Here is a 19,988-nt window from a genome sequence, read left to right as displayed (position 1 = left end):
CAGCGCGCATGCTGCATGCAGGAGTGGAGCGCATGACGACCAGCCTTGTCATTCCGGGGCGCGCCATAGGCGCGAACCCGGAATGACAAAGGAAGAAGCTCGAAACCGGCGAGCGAGCGTCTAAGCCACCGCCCGCGCCGCGTCCCGCACCGCGGCAAACGTCGCATCGACCACCGCCGCATCGTGCTCCGACGACACGAACCACGCACCGCGCTCCAGCACGCGCACGCCGCGCTTGAGCAGTTCATGGGCGAAGCGGCTATAGGCGGCCTTGTCCGCGCGCGCGACCTCCCGGTAGTTCCGCGCCGGTACGTCGAGCCCGAAGGCGACGTGGAACATCAGCGGGAAGCCCACGACCTGTGCCTTGATGCCCGTTTCCTTCAGGATGGTGCGAATACCGTCCTGCAGGCGCTGGCCCTGGGCCGAACTGCGCTCGTAATGCTCCGGCGTCAGCGCCTTCTGGGTCGCGACAAGCGCCGCCATCGCGACCGGCTGGGCGTTGAAGGTGCCGCCATGCAGCACGCCGTCGGCGAAGAGGTCGAGCAGGTCGGCCCGGCCCGCGATCGCCGCGACCGGGAAGCCGTTGGCGATCGCCTTCGCCATCAGGGTGAGATCGGGCGTAACGCCAAAGCGCTCCTGCGCCCCGCCCCGCCCGAGCCGAAAGCCGGTGATGACCTCGTCGAAGATCAGGATCGCGCCATGCTTGCGGCAGGCGGCGAGCGCGCCTTCCAGATAGCCCGGCGCGGGCGCGATGGCGCCCTGGTTGCACATCGCCGGCTCCATCAGCACGGCCGCGACATCGCCCTTGGCGAGCCGCGCTTCGAGCGCTGCGAGATCGTTCCAGCCAAGGATCGAGAGCCCCTCGCCCGCTTCCGGGTCCTGGCCCTTGCTGCCGATCACCGGCGTCGGCGCCTCTTCCGGCCCCGCCGCGTTCAGTCCCGGAGCGGTCGACCACAGGATGTTGTCGAACCAGCCGTGATAATGCCCCTCGAACTTGACGATGGTGCGCTTGCCCGTTGCGGCGCGCGCCAATCGCATCGCCGCTTGTGCCACCTCCGAGCCCGACGAGCCGAAACGCAGGCGCTCCGCCGAGGGGATGCGCTCGCAGATCAGTTGCGCGGCTTCCGCCTCGACCGGCATCTGGCCGGCGAAGAGGATGCCCTTCTCGGCCTGACGCTTCACCGCTTCGATCACCGGCGCGGGCGTATGGCCGAGCACCGTCGCGCCCATGCCGCAGTAATAATCGATGATCCGGTTGCCATCGGCATCGATCAGATAGGCGCCCTCGCCGCGCTCGAAGACGAGCGGCCCGGGCTGCATGCCCAGCCGGAAATTGCTGTTCACGCCGCCTGCGATGAAACGCGCATTTGCCGCGATCTGCCGGGCAGATTCGTCGAAGCGCAGGGCTCCCGCCTGCTGGCTGCTATTGCCTGTCACTGCGTTGCCTCCTGCTGTTGCGTTCGACCAGACCAGACCGTTCGCTCCGCGTAAAGGAACAGGGGTTTCGCCTTGCGGAATTCGTTTGCCTTGGTCATTCTGGCTCTCAAGAAGGCCCGACCAGCGGAGCGGCAATGCCCAGGAAAACCGACAACCCCTATGTCGTGCAGCCGGTGATGAAGGCGCTGAAGGTGCTGGAGCTGGTCGCGCGCCACGGCCACGAGATCGCGCTCACCGCCGTCAGCAAGGAATTGCGAATCCCGAAGACGACGACCTTCCGCTATCTGCAGACGCTGACTGCCGCCGGCTTCCTCGATCACAACCGAGCGACGGATCGCTACAATCTCGGGCCGCAACTGCGCGCCATCGCCCGCGCCGATGCCAGCGTCAGCAAGGTCCGCGAACTCGCCCGTCCGGCCATGATCGAGCTGATGCAGGAGTTCAACGAGACCGTGAACCTCGCCGTGAAGGGCAACGGCACCGTCGTCTATATCGACCTGATTGAGGCCAACCGCTCGCTGCGCATGCAGGCCCGTATCGGCGAGAGCCACCCGATGCATTCGACCGCGCTCGGCAAGGCGATCCTCGCCTTCCTGCCCGAGGCGGAGCGGCAAAGGCAGCTCGACCTGCCGCTCACCGAGCGCACCGGACGCACGCTGCTGGAACGCGAGGAGATCGAGAGGCAGCTTCGGCAGGTCGCCCGCACCGGCTATGCCACCGAGATGGGCGAGAACGAGGACGGAGCCATGTGCGTCGGCGTGCCGATCCTCGACGAGGACGGCTACCCCGTCGCGGCGCTCAGCGTCTCGGCGCCCTTGATGCGGATGCCGCATTCGCTTGCCGCCAAGGTCGGCACGCGGCTGCGCGAGGTCGCGGCCGGTATCTCGACCCATCTCGGCTCGCGCCCGACCGCCGATCTGCGCTAGGGCGCTCATCGGTATTCGATCCGCGGGTCGATCCAGGCGTAGAGCATGTCGACCGTGAGGTTGATCAGCATGTAAGCGACGAGGATCACCAGGATGCAGCCCTGGAGCAGCGGGTAGTCACGGGTGCTGATCGCCTGGATCAGCAGGCGCCCGAGTCCCGGATAGGTGAAGACCGCCTCGGTCACCACGGCCCCGCCGATGAAATTCGCCATCATCAAACCGACGACGGTGACGAAGGGCAGGAGCGCATTGCGCATGATGTGCAGGCCGACGATGCGGTTCTCCGGCACGCCCTTGGCGCGCGCGGTGCGGACGTAATCGGCTCGCGCCTCGCCGATGAGCGAGGCCCGCAGGAAGCGCGCCAGAATGCCGGAGACATAGGTCCCGAGCGTGATCGCTGGCAGCGCCAGGCTGCGCAGCGCATCGAGCGGCGACTCCCAGAGCGGGACGTGGCGCGAGGCCGATGGCAGCCAGCGCAATTCCACCGCGAAGAGCAGGATCAAGAGGATGCCGAGCCAGAAGGTCGGCACCCCCAGCGCCAAGGCGCTCCAGCCGCTGAGCAACCGGTCGAGCCAGGAATTTGGCTTGACCGCGCTCGCAATCGCGACGGGAATACCGATGACGAGCGCGACGATGATCGCCGCGAACGCCAGTTGCAGCGTCGCCGGCAAACGCTCGCCGATCAGTTGCAACACCGGCTGGCGGCTGTGCAGCGAGAGCCCAAAATCGCCCGTCATGGCCCGCCCGAGCCAGTCCGCGTATTGCACCACCATCGGCCGGTCGAGCCCGTAGCGCTGGATCGCGGCCGCGATCTCCTCCGGCCCGGCATTCTCGCCGACGATCACCGCGACCGGCCCGCCGGGCACCGCATAGATCATCGCGAAGATCGCGAAGGAGGCGACGAGCAGCACCGGCAGCATCTGAAACAGGCGGCGCAGGACATAGGCCGTCATCGCCGGCCCCCGATCGTCTCGCCGCTGGCATCGGTCTCGTCGCGGTCGAGGATCGCGGTCAGCGCCCGGCCGATCGTGTCGAGCGAGAGGATCGTCAGCGTCAGCACGATTCCGGGCAGCACCGCATAGGTCGGCGCCTCGTAGAGATAGGATTTGCCGGTGCGCAGCATCTCGCCCCAGCTTGGCGTCGGCGGCGGCACGCCGACCCCCAAGAAGGCCAGCGCCGCCTCCAGCAGGATCGCGATCGAGGCCAGCACGATCGCTTGAACCACCAACGGGCTCAAGGCGTTGGGCAGGATCGTTCGAAACATGATGTAGCCGGGGCTGCCGCCAAAGCCGCGCACGGCCGTGACGAAATCGAGCTGGCGCAGGGCCATGACCTGCGCCCGCGCGATGCGCGCGAAGCCCGGAATGCCGGCAATGCCGACCGCGATCAGCGCCGCCCCCTGGCTGCGGCCGAGCACGGCGATCAGCGCCATCGCGAACAGGATGTTCGGCAGCGCGAGCAACACGTCGATGCAGCGCATCAGCAGGGAATCGCGCCAGTCGCCATAGAAGCCGGCGGCAAGCCCGATCGGCACGCCGACGAGCGCCGCGATCACGACCGCGCCGACCGCCGTCAGCAGCGAGGTCCGCGCGCCGTAGATGACACGGGCCAGGATATCGCGGCCGAGCTCGTCGGTGCCGAACCAGTTCTCGGCCGAGGGCGGCAGCAACGAGGCGGCGACGCTCTGCGAGAGCGGATCGAAGGGCAGCACGGTTGCGAAAGCCGCCGCAAGCGCCACCAGCGCGAGGAAGCCGAGCCCCAGGGCCGCACCGCGCCGGGCCAGCAGCCGGCCCAGCAGGCCTTTCAGCCGGGCAAGCGTCTCCGTCATCGCCGGCCGCCGTGCTGGCGCCCGGCCTCGCCACGCAGCGTCATTTGAAGCCGATGGTGCGGGCGACGAAGAGGTTGTCGATATCGAGCGTCACGCCGCCAACCTTGTCGGAGGCGACGATCAGGCCGACATCGTAGGAATTGGTGGGGATGCCGAAGGCCTCTGCGACCATGACCTTGTTGAGATTGTCATAGGCCGCCTTGACCTCGGCCACTCCGCCCGAGGCGCTATCGACCCTGGCGATCGCCGCGACATAGTCGGGATGCGGATGCGGGTCCTTCAGGATTGGGTTGCCCGAGGTGCGGTAGATCGAGTTGGTGGCGACGCGCGACGGGAATTTCTGGACATTGCCGACGGCGCCGAAGGTTGCCGCGAAATCGCCGCCGAGCAGCGCAGTGACGTATTCCGCGCCCTGCCGCATGTCGAGCTCGATGGGGATGCCGACCTTCTGCAGCGAGCCCTGCACGATCTGGCTGATCGCGACGGACGGCTCGTCGCTGCCGTTGACCAGCAACTTCCAGTTCTTCATCTCGTCGGCGGAGAGGCCGGAATCCGCGATCAGCTTCTTCGCCTTATCGAGATCATAGGCATAGGTCTTGGTGTAGCTCTCGTCATAGGCCGGGCTCGCCGGCGCCCAGGGCAGTGCCACGACCTTGCCCATGCCGGCATAGCCGACGCGCAGGATGCTCGCCCGGTCCATCAGGAAGTTGAAGGCCTGCCGGAACGCCTTGTTGCGGAACGGTCCGCGCGTCGAGTTGATGCGGAAGACCTGCACCAGCGGCCCGGGTCCGGCGAAGACCTGGAAGCCGGCATTCTTGAGCCGGACCGCGCTGCGCGACGAGCCGTTATAGACGATGTCGACCGCGCCCGATTCCAACGCCGCGCTCGCCGAGGCGTCCTCGCTGAACACCGTGAAGACGAGATCCTGCGCGATCGGCTGCTTCTCGCGCCAGTATTTCGGATTGGCCTTGAGTGTCAGGCTCTGACCAACCGCGCGGTTGACCAGCGTATATGCGCCCGTGCCGGCCGGCACGGTCTCGACGGTGTCGATGCCCTTGGGATCGATCGGCAGCAGGAACTGCAGCAGGTCGAGGATCTGCCGCTCCGGCACCGGCGCCTTGAAGTTGATCGTCACCGTCGCATCGTCCGGCGCAGACCAGTCCTTGACGATCGACATCGTCGCGAACACGTTCTTGCCGCGCTTGGGATCGGCGCCCTTCTGCAGGGTTGCCAGCACGGAATCCGATTTGAACGGCGTGCCGCTATGGAAGGTCACGCCACTGCGCAGCTTCAGCGTCACCGAGGTCTTGTCGGGCGCGATCGTCCATTCAGTCGCCAGGCTCGGCTCCGGCTTCCCTTCCGGCGTGTATTCGATCAGGCTGTCATAGAGGTTCTTGATGACGTGGAAATTCACCGTCGAGAGCTGCTGCGGATCGTAATTCGCCAGCTCGCTCAGCACGGCGACGCGCAGCCTCCCGCCCTTGAGCTGCTGGGCGGAGGCCGGCAACGCTCCCGCCAGGGACGCGCCCGCCAGCGCGAGGCTGGCCATGCCGAATTGACGTCGCGACAGCTTTGTCATGGCTTTCCCCTTTGTTTTGCTTTGGTTTCGTCTCAGCTCTTCCCCGCTCCCGGCTGGGACGAGTGTGCCCGCCAGTCGCTTATTGTCTCCAACGGATAGACCGGGCGCGGAATCCGCTGCCACGGCAGGGTGAACACGTCCGATTGCCCCGGCCCGCGCGTATCGGCGCGGACGAGCCCGGAGGCGATGCGGTCGAAATACTGGAAGTTCGAGGCCGTCTTGAGCACGGCCATCTTGTAGTCGGAAAGGTCGATGCCGAAGGCCTCGTAGACATCGGGCACATTGCCCGCGACGCCGCGCAGTTCCGAGATCAGCAGAGTCACCGGCCCGACATCGAAGACCGCGACTCGGCCCATGTCGACCTCCGGCTGATGGTTGAAGTTCAGCGGGATCGAGCCGCCGCCGAGCTTCCTGACCTTGCCCGTCACGGTCAGCGGCTTGAAGAAGGCCGTCGCCGCGTCGCCACCGAGCGGCAGCGTCACCTCGGCGCCCTCGCCCGCCGCAGTCAGCGTCGCGACGGCCTTCGGCGAAATCAACGGGATCAGCGCCTTGCTCTTGATGCCAAGCCGCAGCATCGATTCCAGCAGCAGGTTGCTGTCGCCAGCCGCTCCGCCGAAGACGGTGTCGCCGGTATCGCTGACCACGACCATGCCGCGCTCGGCCGTATCGGCCTTGCGCACGGCATCGTCGATAGAGACGGCCTCGCGCACCTGGAAGTCGTCGCGCATCGACCAGGCGAGATCGGCGAGTTCATCCGCCAGTTTCTCGGCCAGCGCCTGGTCACCATCGGTGACGACGATGGTCGACCAGCCGCCCTCGGCCACATCGAGCCAGGGCTGCATCGGATAGTTCGAGGCTTGCAGGACGCGCCGGTCGGCCTCGATGGCGCGGGCCCTGTCGAACCAGATCTTCATCGGCCCCTTCGAGGTCAGGAACTGTTCCTGATGCGAGAGCAGCGGGATCTTGCGCCACGCCATCACCGGCCTGGACTTCTCTGTGAGGATGCGCAGCAGCACCTCGGTCCCGACCTTGCCAGCGTCGAACACGTCATGCGGTTGCGTGCGGTACCCAACGACGGCCGTGGAGTTGGCCATGATCTTGTGGGTGACGTTGGCATGGTGATCGAGCACGAGCAGGATCGGCACATCCCGCCCAAGAATCTTGCGGCAAAGCTCGATCTGCTCGCCTTCGACATCGTCGATGCCCTCGGCCGCACAGGCCCCGTGCAAATGCAGGACGAGTCCGTCGATCGGCCCTGCCGTATTCAGCCCCGCCCGTATCTTCGCCTGGAAGAAGTCGAAGGCCTCGCGCGAGATGCGCCCGCCCGCCACGGCCCAGGCCCGGATGATCGGGATCGTCTCGATGTCGAGCCCGCTCTCCTTCACCGCCGCGTAATGCCCGCCGATCTGGCCGATCTCGCCGAACTGCCGGGCGATCTCCTCGCCCTCGACGAGGCCGAACGCCTCGAAATCGGCGAGCGTCGTCAGTAGCGGATTGAAGTCGTTCGTCTCCTGAACGATGTGGATCAGCGCCAGACGCACAGACATCCTCCCGGATTGCGACCGCTGCTCCGGCAGATGCCGGGCAAAGCGGTTTGTCGGACTTCAGGGCATCGTTCCGGGCCACTTCTTCAGCCCGGCCTCATCGTCAAAAGCGTAGTTGCGTCAAATATTTCGCGTCAAGGATTGCATGTTCCACCTGAAGGAACATCCAGTCACACAGCCGCGCTTCGCTCCTTCGGCCAGTACCGGCAGGAGATACCGTGCCCCGGCGCGACCTCATGCCATTCGGGCGTCCCATCCCGCGCATGATCGGCACCATGAATGCAAGAGCCGCCATCGCCATCGAGAAAGCGCAGATCGGGCGGCGGCCGCCGCAACCGCCCCCGCTGGAGCACGGGATCGGGCACCGGCACAGCGTCGAGCAGGAGCTGCGTGTAAGGGTGCGCCGGGCTGTCATAGACCTGCGCTGCGCTGCCCATCTCGACGATGCGCCCACGGAACATCACGGCGACGCGATGCGCCATCTCGCGGACGATCGCGAGGTCATGCGCGATGAAGAGATAGGACAGGCCGAGCTTCTCCTGCAGCGATTGCAGGAGCGCGACGATCTGCGCCTGCGTGCGCACATCCAGCGCCGAGACCGGCTCGTCGCAGACGACGAAATCGGGATTGACCGCGAGCGCGCGGGCGATAACGACGCGCTGACGCTGCCCGCCGGAGAACTCGTGCGGATAGCGCTGCATCATCGCTGGGTCGAGATTGACCAGCTCCAGTAGCTCTTTGACGCGCTCGCGGATGCGGTTTGCCGGCACCGAGCGATGAACCTGCAAGGGCTCGCTCAGGATCTGCCCGATCGTCATGCGCGGATGCAGGCTGGAATAAGGGTTCTGCAACACGAACTGCATATGCCGGCGCATCCGGCGCAACTCACCGGAGCGCATCGCCATCAGCTCCTGTCCCAACAGCCTGACCGAGCCCTCGCTCGCCTTCTGGAGCTGGAGGATGGCGCGCCCGGCCGTGGTCTTACCCGAGCCGGACTGGCCGACGAGTCCGAGCGTCTGGCCCGGCGCGATCTCGAAGGAGAGGCGCTCGACCGCCTTGACCGGCGGCGCCCCGCGCCGCGCCGGGAACAGCACCGAGAGATCGCGAACCTGAAGCAGCGGCTCCGTCATCGCGCCGCCCCCGCTCCTTGCAGCCGTGGCACCGCATCAAGCAGCGCCCGCGTATAGGCATGCTGCGGCTCGGCGAAAACGGTGTCGACCGGCCCGGCCTCGACGATCTCGCCGCGATACATCACGTTCACCCGGTCGACCATGCCGGCAACGACGCCGAAATCATGGGTGATCAGCATCAGCGCCATGCCACGCTCCTCCCGCAACCGCATCAGCAGGCGCAGGATCTGCGCCTGCACGGTGACGTCGAGCGCCGTCGTCGGCTCGTCGGCGATCAGCAGGTCCGGTTCGCAGGAGATCGCGATGGCGATCAGCACGCGCTGGCGCTGCCCGCCCGAAAACTGATGCGGGAAATCGTCGATCCGCCGTGCCGGATCGGGAATGCCGACGAGAGCGAGCAATTCGATGCTGCGCTCACGCGCCTCCTTCCCCGACAAGCCGAGATGGCGGCGCAGCATGTCGCCCATCTGCGCGCCGATGCTCATCACGGGGTTGAGCGAGGTCATCGGGTCCTGGAAGACCATGGCGATGCGCCGGCCGCGCAGGTCGCGCATCTCGTCCTCGCCGAGCCCGAGCAGCTCCTGCCCCCAGAAGGCGACGGAACCGCCGAGCCCGATCGAGGCCCCCTCGGGCGCGAGCCGCATCAGCGCCTTGGCGGTGACGCTCTTGCCGCAGCCGGATTCGCCGACGAAGCCGACCGCCTCGTCGGCATTGATGTCGAAGGAGATGCCGCGCACCGCCTGGATCACCTCGCGGCGGGTGGTCACGGTCGCGGTGAGGTCGCGCACCCTGAGCAGCGGGGAGGTCATCGCACGCTCCCCACATCGAGAACCTCGCGCAAGCCATTGGCGATGATGATGAAGGTCAGCGTCGCGAAGACGATCGCCAGCGCCGGCCCGACCACCGTCAAGGGCGCGAGCTCCATGAACTGACGCGCTTCCGAGAGCATGCCGCCCCAGTTCGGATCGGGCGGCGGCGGGCCGAGGCCGAGGAAGGAGAGCGCCGTCACCGTGAAGATCGTCTGCGACAACGTCAGGCTCGTCGCGACGAGGATCGGCGAGACCACGATCGGCAGGATATGGCGCAGCACAAGCCGCATCTCGCTCATGCCGACGCTGCGCGCCGCCTCGACATGGTCCCATTGCTTGACGCTGAGCACCGGCGCCCTGACCACCCGCGCCATGGCCGGCGTGTAGACGATGGCGATGGTCAGGATCAGGTTGGGCACGGTCGGCCCCAGCGCCGCCACCACCGCGATCGCCAGCAGCAGAACCGGGAAGGCGAAGACGACATCGAGCAGGCGCATGATGATATCGTCGATGCGCCCGCCGAGATAGCCGGCCGCGAGCCCGAGGATCAGCCCAGCCACCAGCGCGACCAGCACGGCCGAGACCGTGATGAGCAGCGTCGTCCGGCCGCCGACGATCAGGCGGCTCAACACATCGCGCCCGATCGAATCCGTGCCGAGCCAATGCGCAGCACTGGCCGGCGCCAATGAATCCGGCGAGGTGGCCGAAGGACTGTAGGGCGCGAGGAGCGGCGCGAAGATCGTCAACACCAGCATCGCTGCCAGCATGGCGAGACCAAGCCCGAGCAGCAGCCAGCCCTGCGTGATCCCTGCCCGCTTGCGCGCCGCCACGACCGACACGCTGTCCTGCATGGCCCCGCTCACATCTGCACCCGTGCGTCGACGCGGGCATAGGCGATGTCGATCATCGTATTGACGAGGACGACGATGCCGGCCGCGACCAGCACGATCGCCTGGATCACCGGATAGTCGCGGTTGTTGATGGAATCGAACAGGTACTGGCCCATGCCGGGAATGGCGAAGATGGTCTCGACCAGAATGCTGCCGCCGAGCAGCGCCGCGATCTTGAGGCCGGCGGCCGTGATGACCGGCGTCAGCGCGTTGCGCATCAGGTAGTCGCGCAGGATCGCGGCCGGCGTCAGGCCCTTGGCGCGGGCGACCATGACGAAATCCTGGCTGGCGACCTCGAGCACGGCAGCCCGCGTGTTCTCGGCGATCGTTACCGAGACCGCGAGCGCCAACGCGAAGGCCGGCAGCAGCAGGCTGGCGAGATTGCCGAGCGGGCTCTCAAGAAAGGGCGTGTAGCCGAGCACCGTGATCTCCGGGAAATAAAGCCCGAAAAGCAGCACGATCAGCGTCGCCACGACATAGTTCGGCACCGCCAGCATCAGCCCGTTCCAGAGCCGGACAAGCCAGTCGGCCGCGCCGCGCAAGCGCGCCGCCGCGAGCCCGGAAGCGACGCCCATCACGGCGGCAATGACCGCGGCGAGCAGCGTGAGCTGGACGGTGACGGCAAGCCGGCTGAGCAATTCCCCGAGCACCGGCTGCCTGGTGACGAAGGACCTCCCGAAATCGCCGGTCAGCGCAGACCCGAGCCAGTGCAGGTATTGCGCCATCAGCGGCTGATCGAGACCGAGGTCGCGCCGGATCGTCGCCAGGACTTCGGGCGCGACACTCTGCGAGCCTGCCGCGGCGATGGCGAAATCGCCGGGGATGGCCCGCATCAGCATGAAGGCGACGAAGGAGACACCGAGCAGGATCGCGGCCATCCAGGCGAGACGCCCGAGGACGAAGCGCGTCATCGACAGAGCTCCGCCGTGAGGCGGCAGGCCGAACCTATTTCTTCAGCCATGTCGTACGCACGAAAGAGCGGATATTCGCGGCGAGGGGCACATAGCCCTGAACGTAGTTCCACCAGATCTCCCAGCGCAGCGGATACTGGTAGATCTGGATGACATAGGCGTTCTCGGCGATGCGTTTCTGGATCGCCTGGTTCTTGGCTGCGCGCTTGGGCACGTCGAGCTCGGACCGTGCCTCGGCGATCATCTTGTCCAGTTCGGGATCATTCGAGCCCATCGCCTTGCCGTAGCCGCTGGTCGAGGTGATGTACTGGAAAATGCCATCCGGATCGGGCGTCCAGGACAGCGCGACCGAGAGCAGCGTCGGCCAGTCGCCGCTCGCCCATTTGGCCAGGAGCGGCGCGGTCTCCATCGGCACCAGCTTCACGGTGATGCCGGCCGCCTGCCATTGCTGCTGCAGGATCTGCGCGCAGGCAACGTCCAGAGGATTGGCCGCGACGACGATATAGTCGCCGAGATCGATCCCGTTGGGATAGCCGGCCTCGGCCAGCAGCGCCTTCGCCGCCGCCGGGTCGTGCTTGTAATAGGGCAGTTCGCTCACGCCGTCATAGCCGCCGACCTGGCTTTCCGGGATCATCGCACCAACCTTGCCGGCGCCGCCGAGCACGGTGTCGAGGCAGGCCTTGCGATCGGTCGCGAGGCTGAGCGCGCGACGCACCTTCACGTCGTTCAGGGGCTTGGCCTTCATGTTCAGCCAGATCGGGAAGGTCCGCGAGGTCTGGCCGGGCGCCGAAACGAAATTCTGCGAGGCCCGCGCGATCGCGGTCGCGACCTTCGGGTCCTTCACCCAGGTCATGTCGATGGCGCGCGAGCGCAGCGCCGAGGTCAGCGTCGCCTGATCCTTGTAGAACTTGAAGACCACCTTCGCGAGATAGGGTTCGCCCTTCTCGTAATAGCCGTCGAAGCGCGTCAGCGAGAATTGCTGGTTCGGCTGATAGGCCTCGAAAGCGAAAGGCCCTGTACCGACCGGCTGGGTCGCGAGGTTCTCGACGCCGGCCGGCACGATGGCGCCGTTCGGGTTGCTGGCGAGATTGCCGAGGAAGGCCGCATCGGTCGCGTTGAGCTGGAACTTCACCGTGAAAGGATCGACCACCGTCACCGACTCGACGCTGGAATAGAGCGCCTTGAGCCGGCTGCCCGTCGCCGGGTTCATGATCCGGTCGAAGGTATGCTTCACATCGGCGGCGGAGAAATCCTTTCCGTTATGGAATTTCACGCCCTGCCTGAGCTTGAAGACATAGGTCTTCGCATCGGGCTGCTCGTAGCCCGCCGCCAGATCGGGCTCGACCTTCATCTGGGCGTTCCAGCGCAGCAGGCCGGTATAGAGCAGGCTGGTGAAATCGTAGGACGAGAAGGCGTTGACCGTGACCGGGTCGAGCCCGATCGGGTCGGCATCGGCACCGATCGTCAGCGTGCCACCCGCAACCGGGGCCTGAGCCTGAGCCAGGCTGCTCCACAGGCCGGGCGCCAACAACGCCGCGCCGCCCACCGTCAGCAGTTGCAGCAGGCTGCGCCGGCATAGGCCTTCAGCGACATCGGTTTCGTCGGCCATGGGCAATGGCGGTGTCGTCACGAACGATCCTCCCAGCATCCTGCTTGCCGGCCAAGCTGGCCGATTTCGCGCGAAACCGGAGCCGGCTTTCGCCGTGCTTCCCGTCATCGCCGCTTGGCCCGTCTCGTCCGCGCCGCGGATGGCGGGCCTTCCCTCTGTGAGATGCAGGCTAGGAACGGCCTGAATTCACGTCAAGGATTGCAGGTTTCACCAGAAGGAACAGATTCGGAAGCGCGTCAGAAGAAGGTCCGAATTGCGCCGGTGACGGTCCAGTCGTCGTCGACCAGCATCAGCACCGCCCATTTGTCGAAAGTCGTGCAGGGATGGCCGATGCCGAAGGCGACCATGTCGCCGACCTGCAGCGGGCTCTCCTCAGGCGTGCCGAGATGGCAATGCTGGTCGTTGAGCCCGAGCACGGTATGGCCGGCCGGCATCGGCTCCGGCCGCTTCATCACCCCACCCGGCCGATACCAGCGCAAGGGCACCGGCATGCCGGAATCGAACGAGATGTCGCGCTTGCCGACAGTGAGCAGGCTGCGCCCGCGCTCAGGCCGCGACTGGACATAGGCCCAGACTTCGAGCGCCGGCTCCAGCCCGCCCGAAGGCAGCTTCAGGCTGGTCTCCAGCGTGATCCGCCGAAATGCTGCCGAATAGGCCGTCGAATCATGGGTCAAGTAGCAGCCGGAGCGCAGCACCTTGACGATCGGCCGCTTGAAGGCGGCGGCGTTGAACGCCTCGCCGACCCGGTCGAACAGCGAGGTTCCGCCGGCGGAGAGCACCATCGGCTCCGGCCCCAACAACCCCTCGCCCTCCGCAGCCGCCGCAACCGCGACGACCTCGCCGAGCAATCGATCGGCGCCGGCCGTGTCGCTATGCAGGCCCTCGAAACATTCGAATCCGGCGAGCCGCAGGCCCGGCGCGCCCGCGACGGTCCGCGCCACGGCCAGCGCCTCCTCACGAGTCCGCGCACCCGTGCGTCCACCCATGAAGCCGATTTCGACGAAAATGCGCAGCGGATTGGCACCCGCATGCCCCTTCGCCGCCTCCGCCAGCAGGCCAACCCCGGCGACGCTGTCCGCGAGACAATAGAGCTCGAAGCCCGGCTCGCGCAGCGCCTCGAAACAGGCCGTGATTTCCTGCCGCCCGATCGGCTGGTTGGCGAGGATGACGCGCTTGACGCCAAAATGCCGGGCGACAGCCAGTTGCTGCATCGTCGCGACGGTGATCGCCCAGGCGCCATCGGCGATCTGCAGGTCGAAGAGCTGCGGCGCCATCGTGGTCTTGCCATGCGGCGCGATCAGCAGACCATTCACGGCGCTGAAGGCGCTCATCCAGGCGCTGTTGGCCTTGAGCACGCTTTCGCGGATCACCGCGAGCGGCATCGGCATGTCGCCGGCGAGCACGTTCCAGCCCTGCTTGCCGACATCGCCGAGCCTGAGCGACGCACCCGGCGGCAGACCCTTCACCAGCACATCGAGGCGCTGGTGCTCGATCTCTTCGAGCGAGAGGCGCGGGAGCGGGGCGGAAGCAGTCACAGCCATGGATTCGGGTCCAGCGGAGAGAAGGGGCGTTTCACCTTGGTATAGGGGATCTTGCTCGCATCGGGCGGATAGGGTCCACCACTGTCGAGATAAAGAACCTGTGCCGCGATCGGCGCGAAGGCGGCGTGGAAATGGTTGGAGGATTTCACCACCACCACCTTCTTGGTGCTCAGATCGATGCCGAGATTGGTGAAGACCGGCGGGCTGAATGTCTGCGCTCGCGTCGAGGCCAGCACGATATCGAACTGGCCGATCCGGATCGCCGCGGCAGGCCCCAGTGAAACCCAGCTCTGCTCGAAGGGAATGAGCAGGTCCGCGGTCATGCCGGTGACCGTCACCACCGCATCGATCGGCCGTCCCGATGACGGGGCGGCCTTGCCGATGAAGCGCAAGGGAATCTCGGCACCGACGCCGGCCGCCCGGCACAGGCTGACCGCCACCGGGTCCCACATCGCCCCGATCGCCGCCGGCACCTCGGGATGCCGCAGCAACGCCTCGACCATCACCGAGGAATCGCCGGCGACGCCGCCGCCCGGATTGTCCCAGCGATCCGCCAGCACCACCGGCTTGCCGGGCTGCGCCAGTTGGAGAGCGGCCGCGATGCCCTCCTCCGGCTTGTGGTGCTTCGGCGAAGCGCCCTGCCCCCAGCGCAGGATTTCGAGGCCGAGCTGCTTCGCCAATGTCGCCGCCTTGGCCTCGTCGCCATCGGCGATCACCAGCACCTTGGTCCCGACATCGGCGACATCCGCCGCCTGGAAGCCATGCGCGACCGAGATCGAGAGGATGCCGTCCCGACCCTCCATCGCCAAAAGTCGATCGACGAAGCTACGGCCGGGCTCCCGGCTGGTCATGAAGGCGGCAAGCCCGCGGCAATCGAACACCGCACTGACCGGTTTCACCTGCTTGCGCGCAGTCCTTAGGCAGAGTTCCAGCAGGTCCTCGGCCCGCGCCAGGAAATCCGTATGCGGGAACTCCTTGAAGGCGACGATGATGTCGGCGCCCGCGACCATCTCAGCCGTCAGATGGCAATGCATGTCGAGCTCGGCCCCGATAACGCAATCCGGCCCGGCCAGCGCCCTCACCCGCGCGATCAGGTCGCCCTCGCAATCGTCATAGCCGCGCGCAACCATCGCGCCATGCAGGCCGAGCAGCACGACATCGACCGGCAGCGCCGCCTTGAGCTGGTCGAGGATTTCGTCGCGCAGGCTCTCATACCCCTCCTGCGAGACGAGGCCCGCCGGCTCGGCCCAGGTCGCCGTGCCCTCGACCAGTTCGTAGCCTTCGCTGGCGGCGCGGCGGCGCGCCGCGACGGTCGGCGCCGAGCAGAGCGTCGGCGTGTCCGGATGCGTGCCGGGCGGGCAGTAGAAGCCGCCCTCGAAGGCGCTGCGATCGACGAAGAGCGGCGCGAAGGTATTGGTTTCCGTCGCCAGCGACGCAGTGAAAACGCGCATCCGCATGCTCTCTCGATCAGGCGCAGCAGCCGCCTCTTCGGACTGCCTGCCCGTGCCATGAAACGAGGTCGAGGCGCAGCCTGTCAAAGCACCCGCGTTCCCTTAGACGAAACAATGCAGGCTTGATCCGGAACAGATCGGCGGCGGAGATGGATAGGCCTCGCAAGCCTGGAGCTACAATCGGTCATGTCCAGCCACCGCATCCTGCTCGGATCGCTCTTCCACGAGACCCATAGTTTCGTCGACGAGGAGACGACGCTTGCCGACTTCACCATCCGCAGGGGCGCGGAATTGCTGGCCCGCCGCGGCGACGGCTCGACGGTCGACGGCTTTCTCGAAGTGGCGGAAACCGAAGGCTGGGAGGTCCTGCCGACGGTGGACTACTCCGCCCTGCCCGCCGGCACGGTCGACCATGCCGTGTTCCAGCGCTTCCTCGCCGAATTCGACGCCGGACTGAAAGACGCCCTGGCGAATGGCAGGCTCGACGGCATCTGGCTCGCCCTGCACGGCGCCATGGTCACCACCCGCTGCTGCGATCCGGAGGGCATGCTGCTCGCTCATATCCGCTCGGTACCGGGCTGCGAGACGCTCCCGGTCTTCGGCGTCTTCGACCTGCACGCCAATTTCACAGCGGCCATGGCCCGAAATGCCAACGCCCTCGTCGCTTATCGCGAGAACCCACATACGGACGCCCGCGAATCCGCTGTCCGCTCGGCGAAGCTGTTGGCGCGATCGCTCGATAGTGGCGAGCTGCCGCATATGCTCTCCTGCAACGCGCCCGTGATCTGGCCGCCGACCGGCACCGGCACGGCCGACCGGCCGATGCGCGACCTAGAGGCTCTGGCCCGCCGGATAGAACAGGAGAACCCGGATATCTGGGTCGCCAATGTCGTCGGCGGCTATTCGTTCTCGGATGTACCCGAAGCCGGCGTCGCCTTCGCAGTCGCCTTCACCGGCCCGGAAGCGGCGGCCCGCAATGCGCTGGAGCGCCTGACCGCAACCACCACCGAATTACGCGAGTTCGGCCTGCCGACCGAACGGGACATCGACGAAGCCGTCGCTGAAATCCTGCGCTCCTCCGGCGGGCCCTATATCGTGGTCGAGCCGGCGGACAATATCGGCGGCGGGGCGCCGGGCGACGCCACCTCGGTGCTGCGCGCCTTCCTGCGCCACGGCGTCGGGAATTGCGCGGTCGCCATCGCTGATCCGGCCGCCGTCGCCGCGATGGCCGGCGCGAAACAAGGCGAGATCCGCAGGCTCTCGATCGGCGGCAAGGGCAGCGCCATCGCCGAGGGCCCGGTCGAAATCGAAGCCAGCTTCGTCAGTGCCAGCGACGGCGAATTCGCGCTGGAAGACCTCAACAGCCACCTCGCGGCGTCGCAAGGCTCGCATTTCAGCATGGGTCCTTGCGTGGTTGTGCAGGTCGAGGGCGTCACCGTGCTGCTGAGCAGCCGCAAGACCCCGCCCTTCGATCTCGGCCAGCTCCGCTCGCAGGGTATCCAACCAGAGACGCTGAAGGCGATCGGCGTGAAGGCTGCGGTCGCGCATAGGCGCGCCTATGACAAGATCGCCAAGGGCAGCTTCACCGTGACGACGCCCGGCCCCTGCACCAGCCGAATCGCCGGCCTGCCCTACAAACGCCTGCGCCGGCCGGTTTATCCGCTGGATTGAACGACGTCGGCATGCGGCATGGCGGCTCTGAGCCCGCCGCATGCAGAGAACTGATTTTCCCTCTTGAACCTGAAGTGGCTACAGCTTGTAGAGAGATGTCCCGTAGCGAAAGAGAGACGGAGACACGTCATGGCCGCCCGCCCCGAAACCACAGCCCAGACCCTGTCCTGGAAGGTCGGCGGCATGGATTGCGCGAGCTGCGCGTCGAAGATTCGCGGCGCGGTTGAGCGTCTGCCCGGCGTCAGCGACGTCAAGCTCTCGGTGATGTCGGAGACGCTGACGCTCGCACTCGATACCGGCCCAACAACACCCGAAGCGATCGAGAAGCGCGTCAACGGGCTCGGCTACACCACCGCTGCATTGGCTGCGCCGGCCGCCCAGCGGCCGGCGGCCAAGCAGGACGCTTGCGGCTGCGGTCACGATCATGACCACGGCGGCCATTCGCACGACCATGCTCATGATCACGGCAAGCATGAGCACGGCGATGCCTGCGGCGCGGGCCATGATCACGATCACAAGCACGACCATGATCATTCCGGCCACGAGCATGCCGGCCATTCCCATGGCTCGAAGGCCGCCGGCGCCGCCGTTGCGAAGGAGAAGGATCACGGCCACGGCCTCCCCGGCCATGTCCATGAGGCCACGCCGGACGACGCAAGCTGGTACCAGACTAATAAGGGCCGGCTCGTCATCGCGACCGGCCTGTTCCTCGGTGCCGCTTATGCTGCCGGCCTGATCTGGCCCGGCATCGGCCACTGGGCCTTCATCCTGGCTTGCATCGTCGGCGTCGCGCCTGTGGCGAAGCGCGCCTTCGCCGCGGCCCGCGCCGGCATCCCCTTCACCATCGAAATGTTGATGACGATCGCCGCCATCGGAGCGCTCTTCATCGGCGCGGCGGAGGAGGCGGCGCTGGTCGTCTTCCTTTTCGCGGTCGGCGAAGTTCTCGAAGGCGTCGCGGCCGACCGGGCCCGCGCCTCGATCCGTGCGCTCGGCGATCTCGTCCCCAAGACGGCCATCGTCGAGGAAAACGGCGCGACCCGGCAGGTCGATGCCGCGAGCCTCAGGATCGGCCAGACCGTGCTCGTCCGCCCCGGCGATCGCATCCCCGCCGATGGCGAGATCACCGACGGCACATCCGGCATCGACGAGAGCCCGGTCACCGGCGAATCCGTGCCCAAGACCAAGGGCATCGGCGAAACCGTCTACGCCGGCTCGGTCAATCGGGAGGCGGCGTTGCGCGTGCGCGTCGACAAGGCGGCTGAAGACAACACCATCGCCCGCATCATCCGCCTGGTCGAGGAAGCGCAGGAGGCCCGCGCCCCGACCGAGCGCTTCATCGACCGCTTCTCGCGCTGGTACATGCCGGCGATCGTCGGGCTCGCCGTGCTGGTTGCGCTGGTGCCCCCGCTCCTGCTCGGCGCCGAATGGCCGGTCTGGATCTACCGGGCGTTGGCGCTGCTGCTGATCGGCTGCCCCTGCGCGCTCGTCATCTCTGTTCCCGCGGCTATCGCCGCCGCCCTCTCGGCCGGCGCTCGCCAGGGCCTGCTGATGAAGGGCGGCGTCGTCATCGAGACCGCCGCCAAGACCGGCCTCGTCGCCTTCGACAAGACGGGTACCCTCACCCAGGGCAAGCCTGGTGTCACCGATGTCGTGGCGCTCACCGGCAGCGAAACCGACGTCCTGACCTACGCCGCCGCAGTCGAGCACGGCTCGGCGCACCCGCTCGCCGAGGCCGTGCTGGAGCGCACCCGCACGGACGGCATCGCCTACAAGCCGGCGGCCGAGGCGGCCGCGCTGGCCGGCCAGGGCGTCACCGGCAAGGTCGACGGCCGCGCAGTCTTCGTCGGCGCCCCGCGCCATGCCGAGAGCCGCGCGCCCTTCGACAAGCGAGCGCGGATGGCGGCCGAAGAGCTTGAGGCTGCCGGCAAGACGGTCGCCGCCGTCGTCGTCGATGGCGCGCTCGCCGGCTTCATCGCCCTGCGCGACGAGCCGCGCGAGGACGCCGCCGCCACAATCGCCGAACTCAAGGCCATGGGCATCCGCTCGACCATGCTGACCGGCGACAATGCCCGCACCGGCGCGGCCATCGCGGCGGGCCTCGGCATGGAGCACAAGGCGGAGCTGATGCCGGACGACAAGGTAGCGGCCATCAAGGCCTTCTCCGGCGAGACCGCGGTGATGATGGTCGGCGACGGCATCAACGATGCGCCGGCCCTCGCGGCGGCCAGCATCGGCATCGCCATGGGCTCGGGTACCGATGTCGCGCTGGAGACGGCCGACGGTGCCGTCTTGAAGAGCCGCGTGCGCGATGTCGCGGCGATGATCCGGCTGGCGCGGGCGGCGATGGGCAACATCCGCACGAATATCGCCATCGCGCTCGGATTGAAGGCGGTGTTCCTCGTCACCAGCGTGCTCGGCTATACCGGCCTCTGGGTCGCTATCCTCGCCGATACCGGCGCGACCGTGATCGTCACCGCCAATGCATTGCGGCTGCTGCGCTTCGACGCGAGCAAGGCGGGCTGACGGTAGCGCCACACAGTTGTCATTCCGGGGCTTCGCGTAGCGAAGAACCCGGAACCCACGACCAGGCGAGCCGCTTGCAACTGAACAATGCAGTCGCACCTGGTCGTGGGTTTCGGGTTCGCGCCTGCGGCGCATCCCG

Annotated in this window: 15 protein-coding genes; 3 read left to right on the top strand and 12 right to left on the bottom strand. The window is 67.0% G+C overall.

Annotated elements, in window-relative coordinates; translation table 11 throughout:
- Positions 1-120: 120 nt before the first annotated feature.
- Positions 121-1,437: an aspartate aminotransferase family protein gene (locus Q0Q36_RS13635; RefSeq protein WP_293798706.1), complete on the bottom strand. Its 1,317-nt coding sequence runs from the start codon at positions 1,435-1,437 to the stop codon at positions 121-123.
- Positions 1,438-1,571: 134 nt separating this feature from the next.
- Between Q0Q36_RS13635 and Q0Q36_RS13630 the strand changes: the two genes are divergently transcribed.
- Entirely contained in the window at positions 1,572-2,363 is a 792-nt protein-coding gene (locus tag Q0Q36_RS13630; protein ID WP_293798705.1) for an IclR family transcriptional regulator, read from the top strand.
- Positions 2,364-2,368: 5 nt separating this feature from the next.
- Here the strand turns inward: Q0Q36_RS13630 and Q0Q36_RS13625 are convergent, their stop codons facing one another.
- From Q0Q36_RS13625 to Q0Q36_RS13575, 11 genes are all read right to left on the bottom strand, one after another.
- Positions 2,369-3,316, bottom strand: coding sequence for an ABC transporter permease (locus Q0Q36_RS13625; protein WP_293798704.1), 948 nt, complete (start codon positions 3,314-3,316; stop codon positions 2,369-2,371).
- A complete protein-coding gene (locus tag Q0Q36_RS13620; protein ID WP_293798703.1) occupies positions 3,313-4,191 on the bottom strand; it encodes an ABC transporter permease in 879 nt (292 codons plus the stop codon). The genes Q0Q36_RS13625 and Q0Q36_RS13620 overlap by 4 nt, the downstream gene beginning before the upstream one ends.
- Before the next feature lie 40 nt (positions 4,192-4,231).
- On the bottom strand, positions 4,232-5,770 hold the full coding sequence (locus Q0Q36_RS13615; protein ID WP_293798702.1) for an ABC transporter substrate-binding protein: 1,539 nt from the start codon (positions 5,768-5,770) through the stop codon (positions 4,232-4,234).
- A gap of 32 nt (positions 5,771-5,802) precedes the next feature.
- Complete coding sequence (locus Q0Q36_RS13610) at positions 5,803-7,317, bottom strand: M81 family metallopeptidase (RefSeq protein ID WP_293798701.1); 1,515 nt, start codon at positions 7,315-7,317, stop codon at positions 5,803-5,805.
- Positions 7,318-7,484: 167 nt separating this feature from the next.
- Positions 7,485-8,444 carry an ABC transporter ATP-binding protein gene (locus tag Q0Q36_RS13605; RefSeq protein WP_293798700.1) on the bottom strand — a complete coding sequence of 320 codons (960 nt, stop codon included), beginning with the start codon at positions 8,442-8,444 and terminating at the stop codon, positions 7,485-7,487.
- Positions 8,441-9,253 carry an ABC transporter ATP-binding protein gene (locus Q0Q36_RS13600; RefSeq protein WP_293798699.1) on the bottom strand — a complete coding sequence of 271 codons (813 nt, stop codon included), beginning with the start codon at positions 9,251-9,253 and terminating at the stop codon, positions 8,441-8,443. Before Q0Q36_RS13600 ends, Q0Q36_RS13605 begins: the two co-directional genes overlap by 4 nt.
- The gene (locus tag Q0Q36_RS13595) at positions 9,250-10,104 is read right to left on the bottom strand and encodes an ABC transporter permease (protein ID WP_293798698.1); all 855 of its coding nucleotides are present in this window, start codon (positions 10,102-10,104) and stop codon (positions 9,250-9,252) included. The genes Q0Q36_RS13600 and Q0Q36_RS13595 overlap by 4 nt, the downstream gene beginning before the upstream one ends.
- Positions 10,105-10,112: 8 nt before the next feature.
- Complete coding sequence (locus tag Q0Q36_RS13590; RefSeq protein ID WP_293798697.1) at positions 10,113-11,054, bottom strand: ABC transporter permease; 942 nt, start codon at positions 11,052-11,054, stop codon at positions 10,113-10,115.
- Positions 11,055-11,088: 34 nt separating this feature from the next.
- A complete protein-coding gene (locus Q0Q36_RS13585; protein WP_293798696.1) occupies positions 11,089-12,684 on the bottom strand; it encodes an ABC transporter substrate-binding protein in 1,596 nt (531 codons plus the stop codon).
- 215 nt (positions 12,685-12,899) lie between these two features.
- On the bottom strand, positions 12,900-14,204 hold the full coding sequence (locus Q0Q36_RS13580) for an alanine racemase (RefSeq protein WP_293798695.1): 1,305 nt from the start codon (positions 14,202-14,204) through the stop codon (positions 12,900-12,902).
- The gene (locus Q0Q36_RS13575) at positions 14,195-15,655 is read right to left on the bottom strand and encodes a M81 family metallopeptidase (RefSeq protein ID WP_293798694.1); all 1,461 of its coding nucleotides are present in this window, start codon (positions 15,653-15,655) and stop codon (positions 14,195-14,197) included. The genes Q0Q36_RS13580 and Q0Q36_RS13575 overlap by 10 nt, the downstream gene beginning before the upstream one ends.
- A gap of 186 nt (positions 15,656-15,841) precedes the next feature.
- Here Q0Q36_RS13575 and Q0Q36_RS13570 point away from each other — a divergent pair, with 186 nt between their 5' ends.
- Positions 15,842-17,326 (top strand): M81 family metallopeptidase, encoded by a 1,485-nt coding sequence (locus Q0Q36_RS13570; RefSeq protein ID WP_293798693.1) that lies wholly within the window; start codon positions 15,842-15,844, stop codon positions 17,324-17,326.
- A 129-nt stretch (positions 17,327-17,455) separates the two neighbouring features.
- A complete protein-coding gene (locus Q0Q36_RS13565; protein ID WP_293798692.1) occupies positions 17,456-19,849 on the top strand; it encodes a heavy metal translocating P-type ATPase in 2,394 nt (797 codons plus the stop codon).
- Positions 19,850-19,988 lie beyond the last annotated feature (139 nt).

Origin of the sequence: uncultured Allobosea sp. (genome assembly GCF_945957345.1) — a bacterium.
Taxonomy (GTDB): domain Bacteria; phylum Pseudomonadota; class Alphaproteobacteria; order Rhizobiales; family Beijerinckiaceae; genus Allobosea.
Note: the sequence above shows the minus strand (reverse complement) of the source record. Positions and strands in the feature narration are given on the sequence as shown.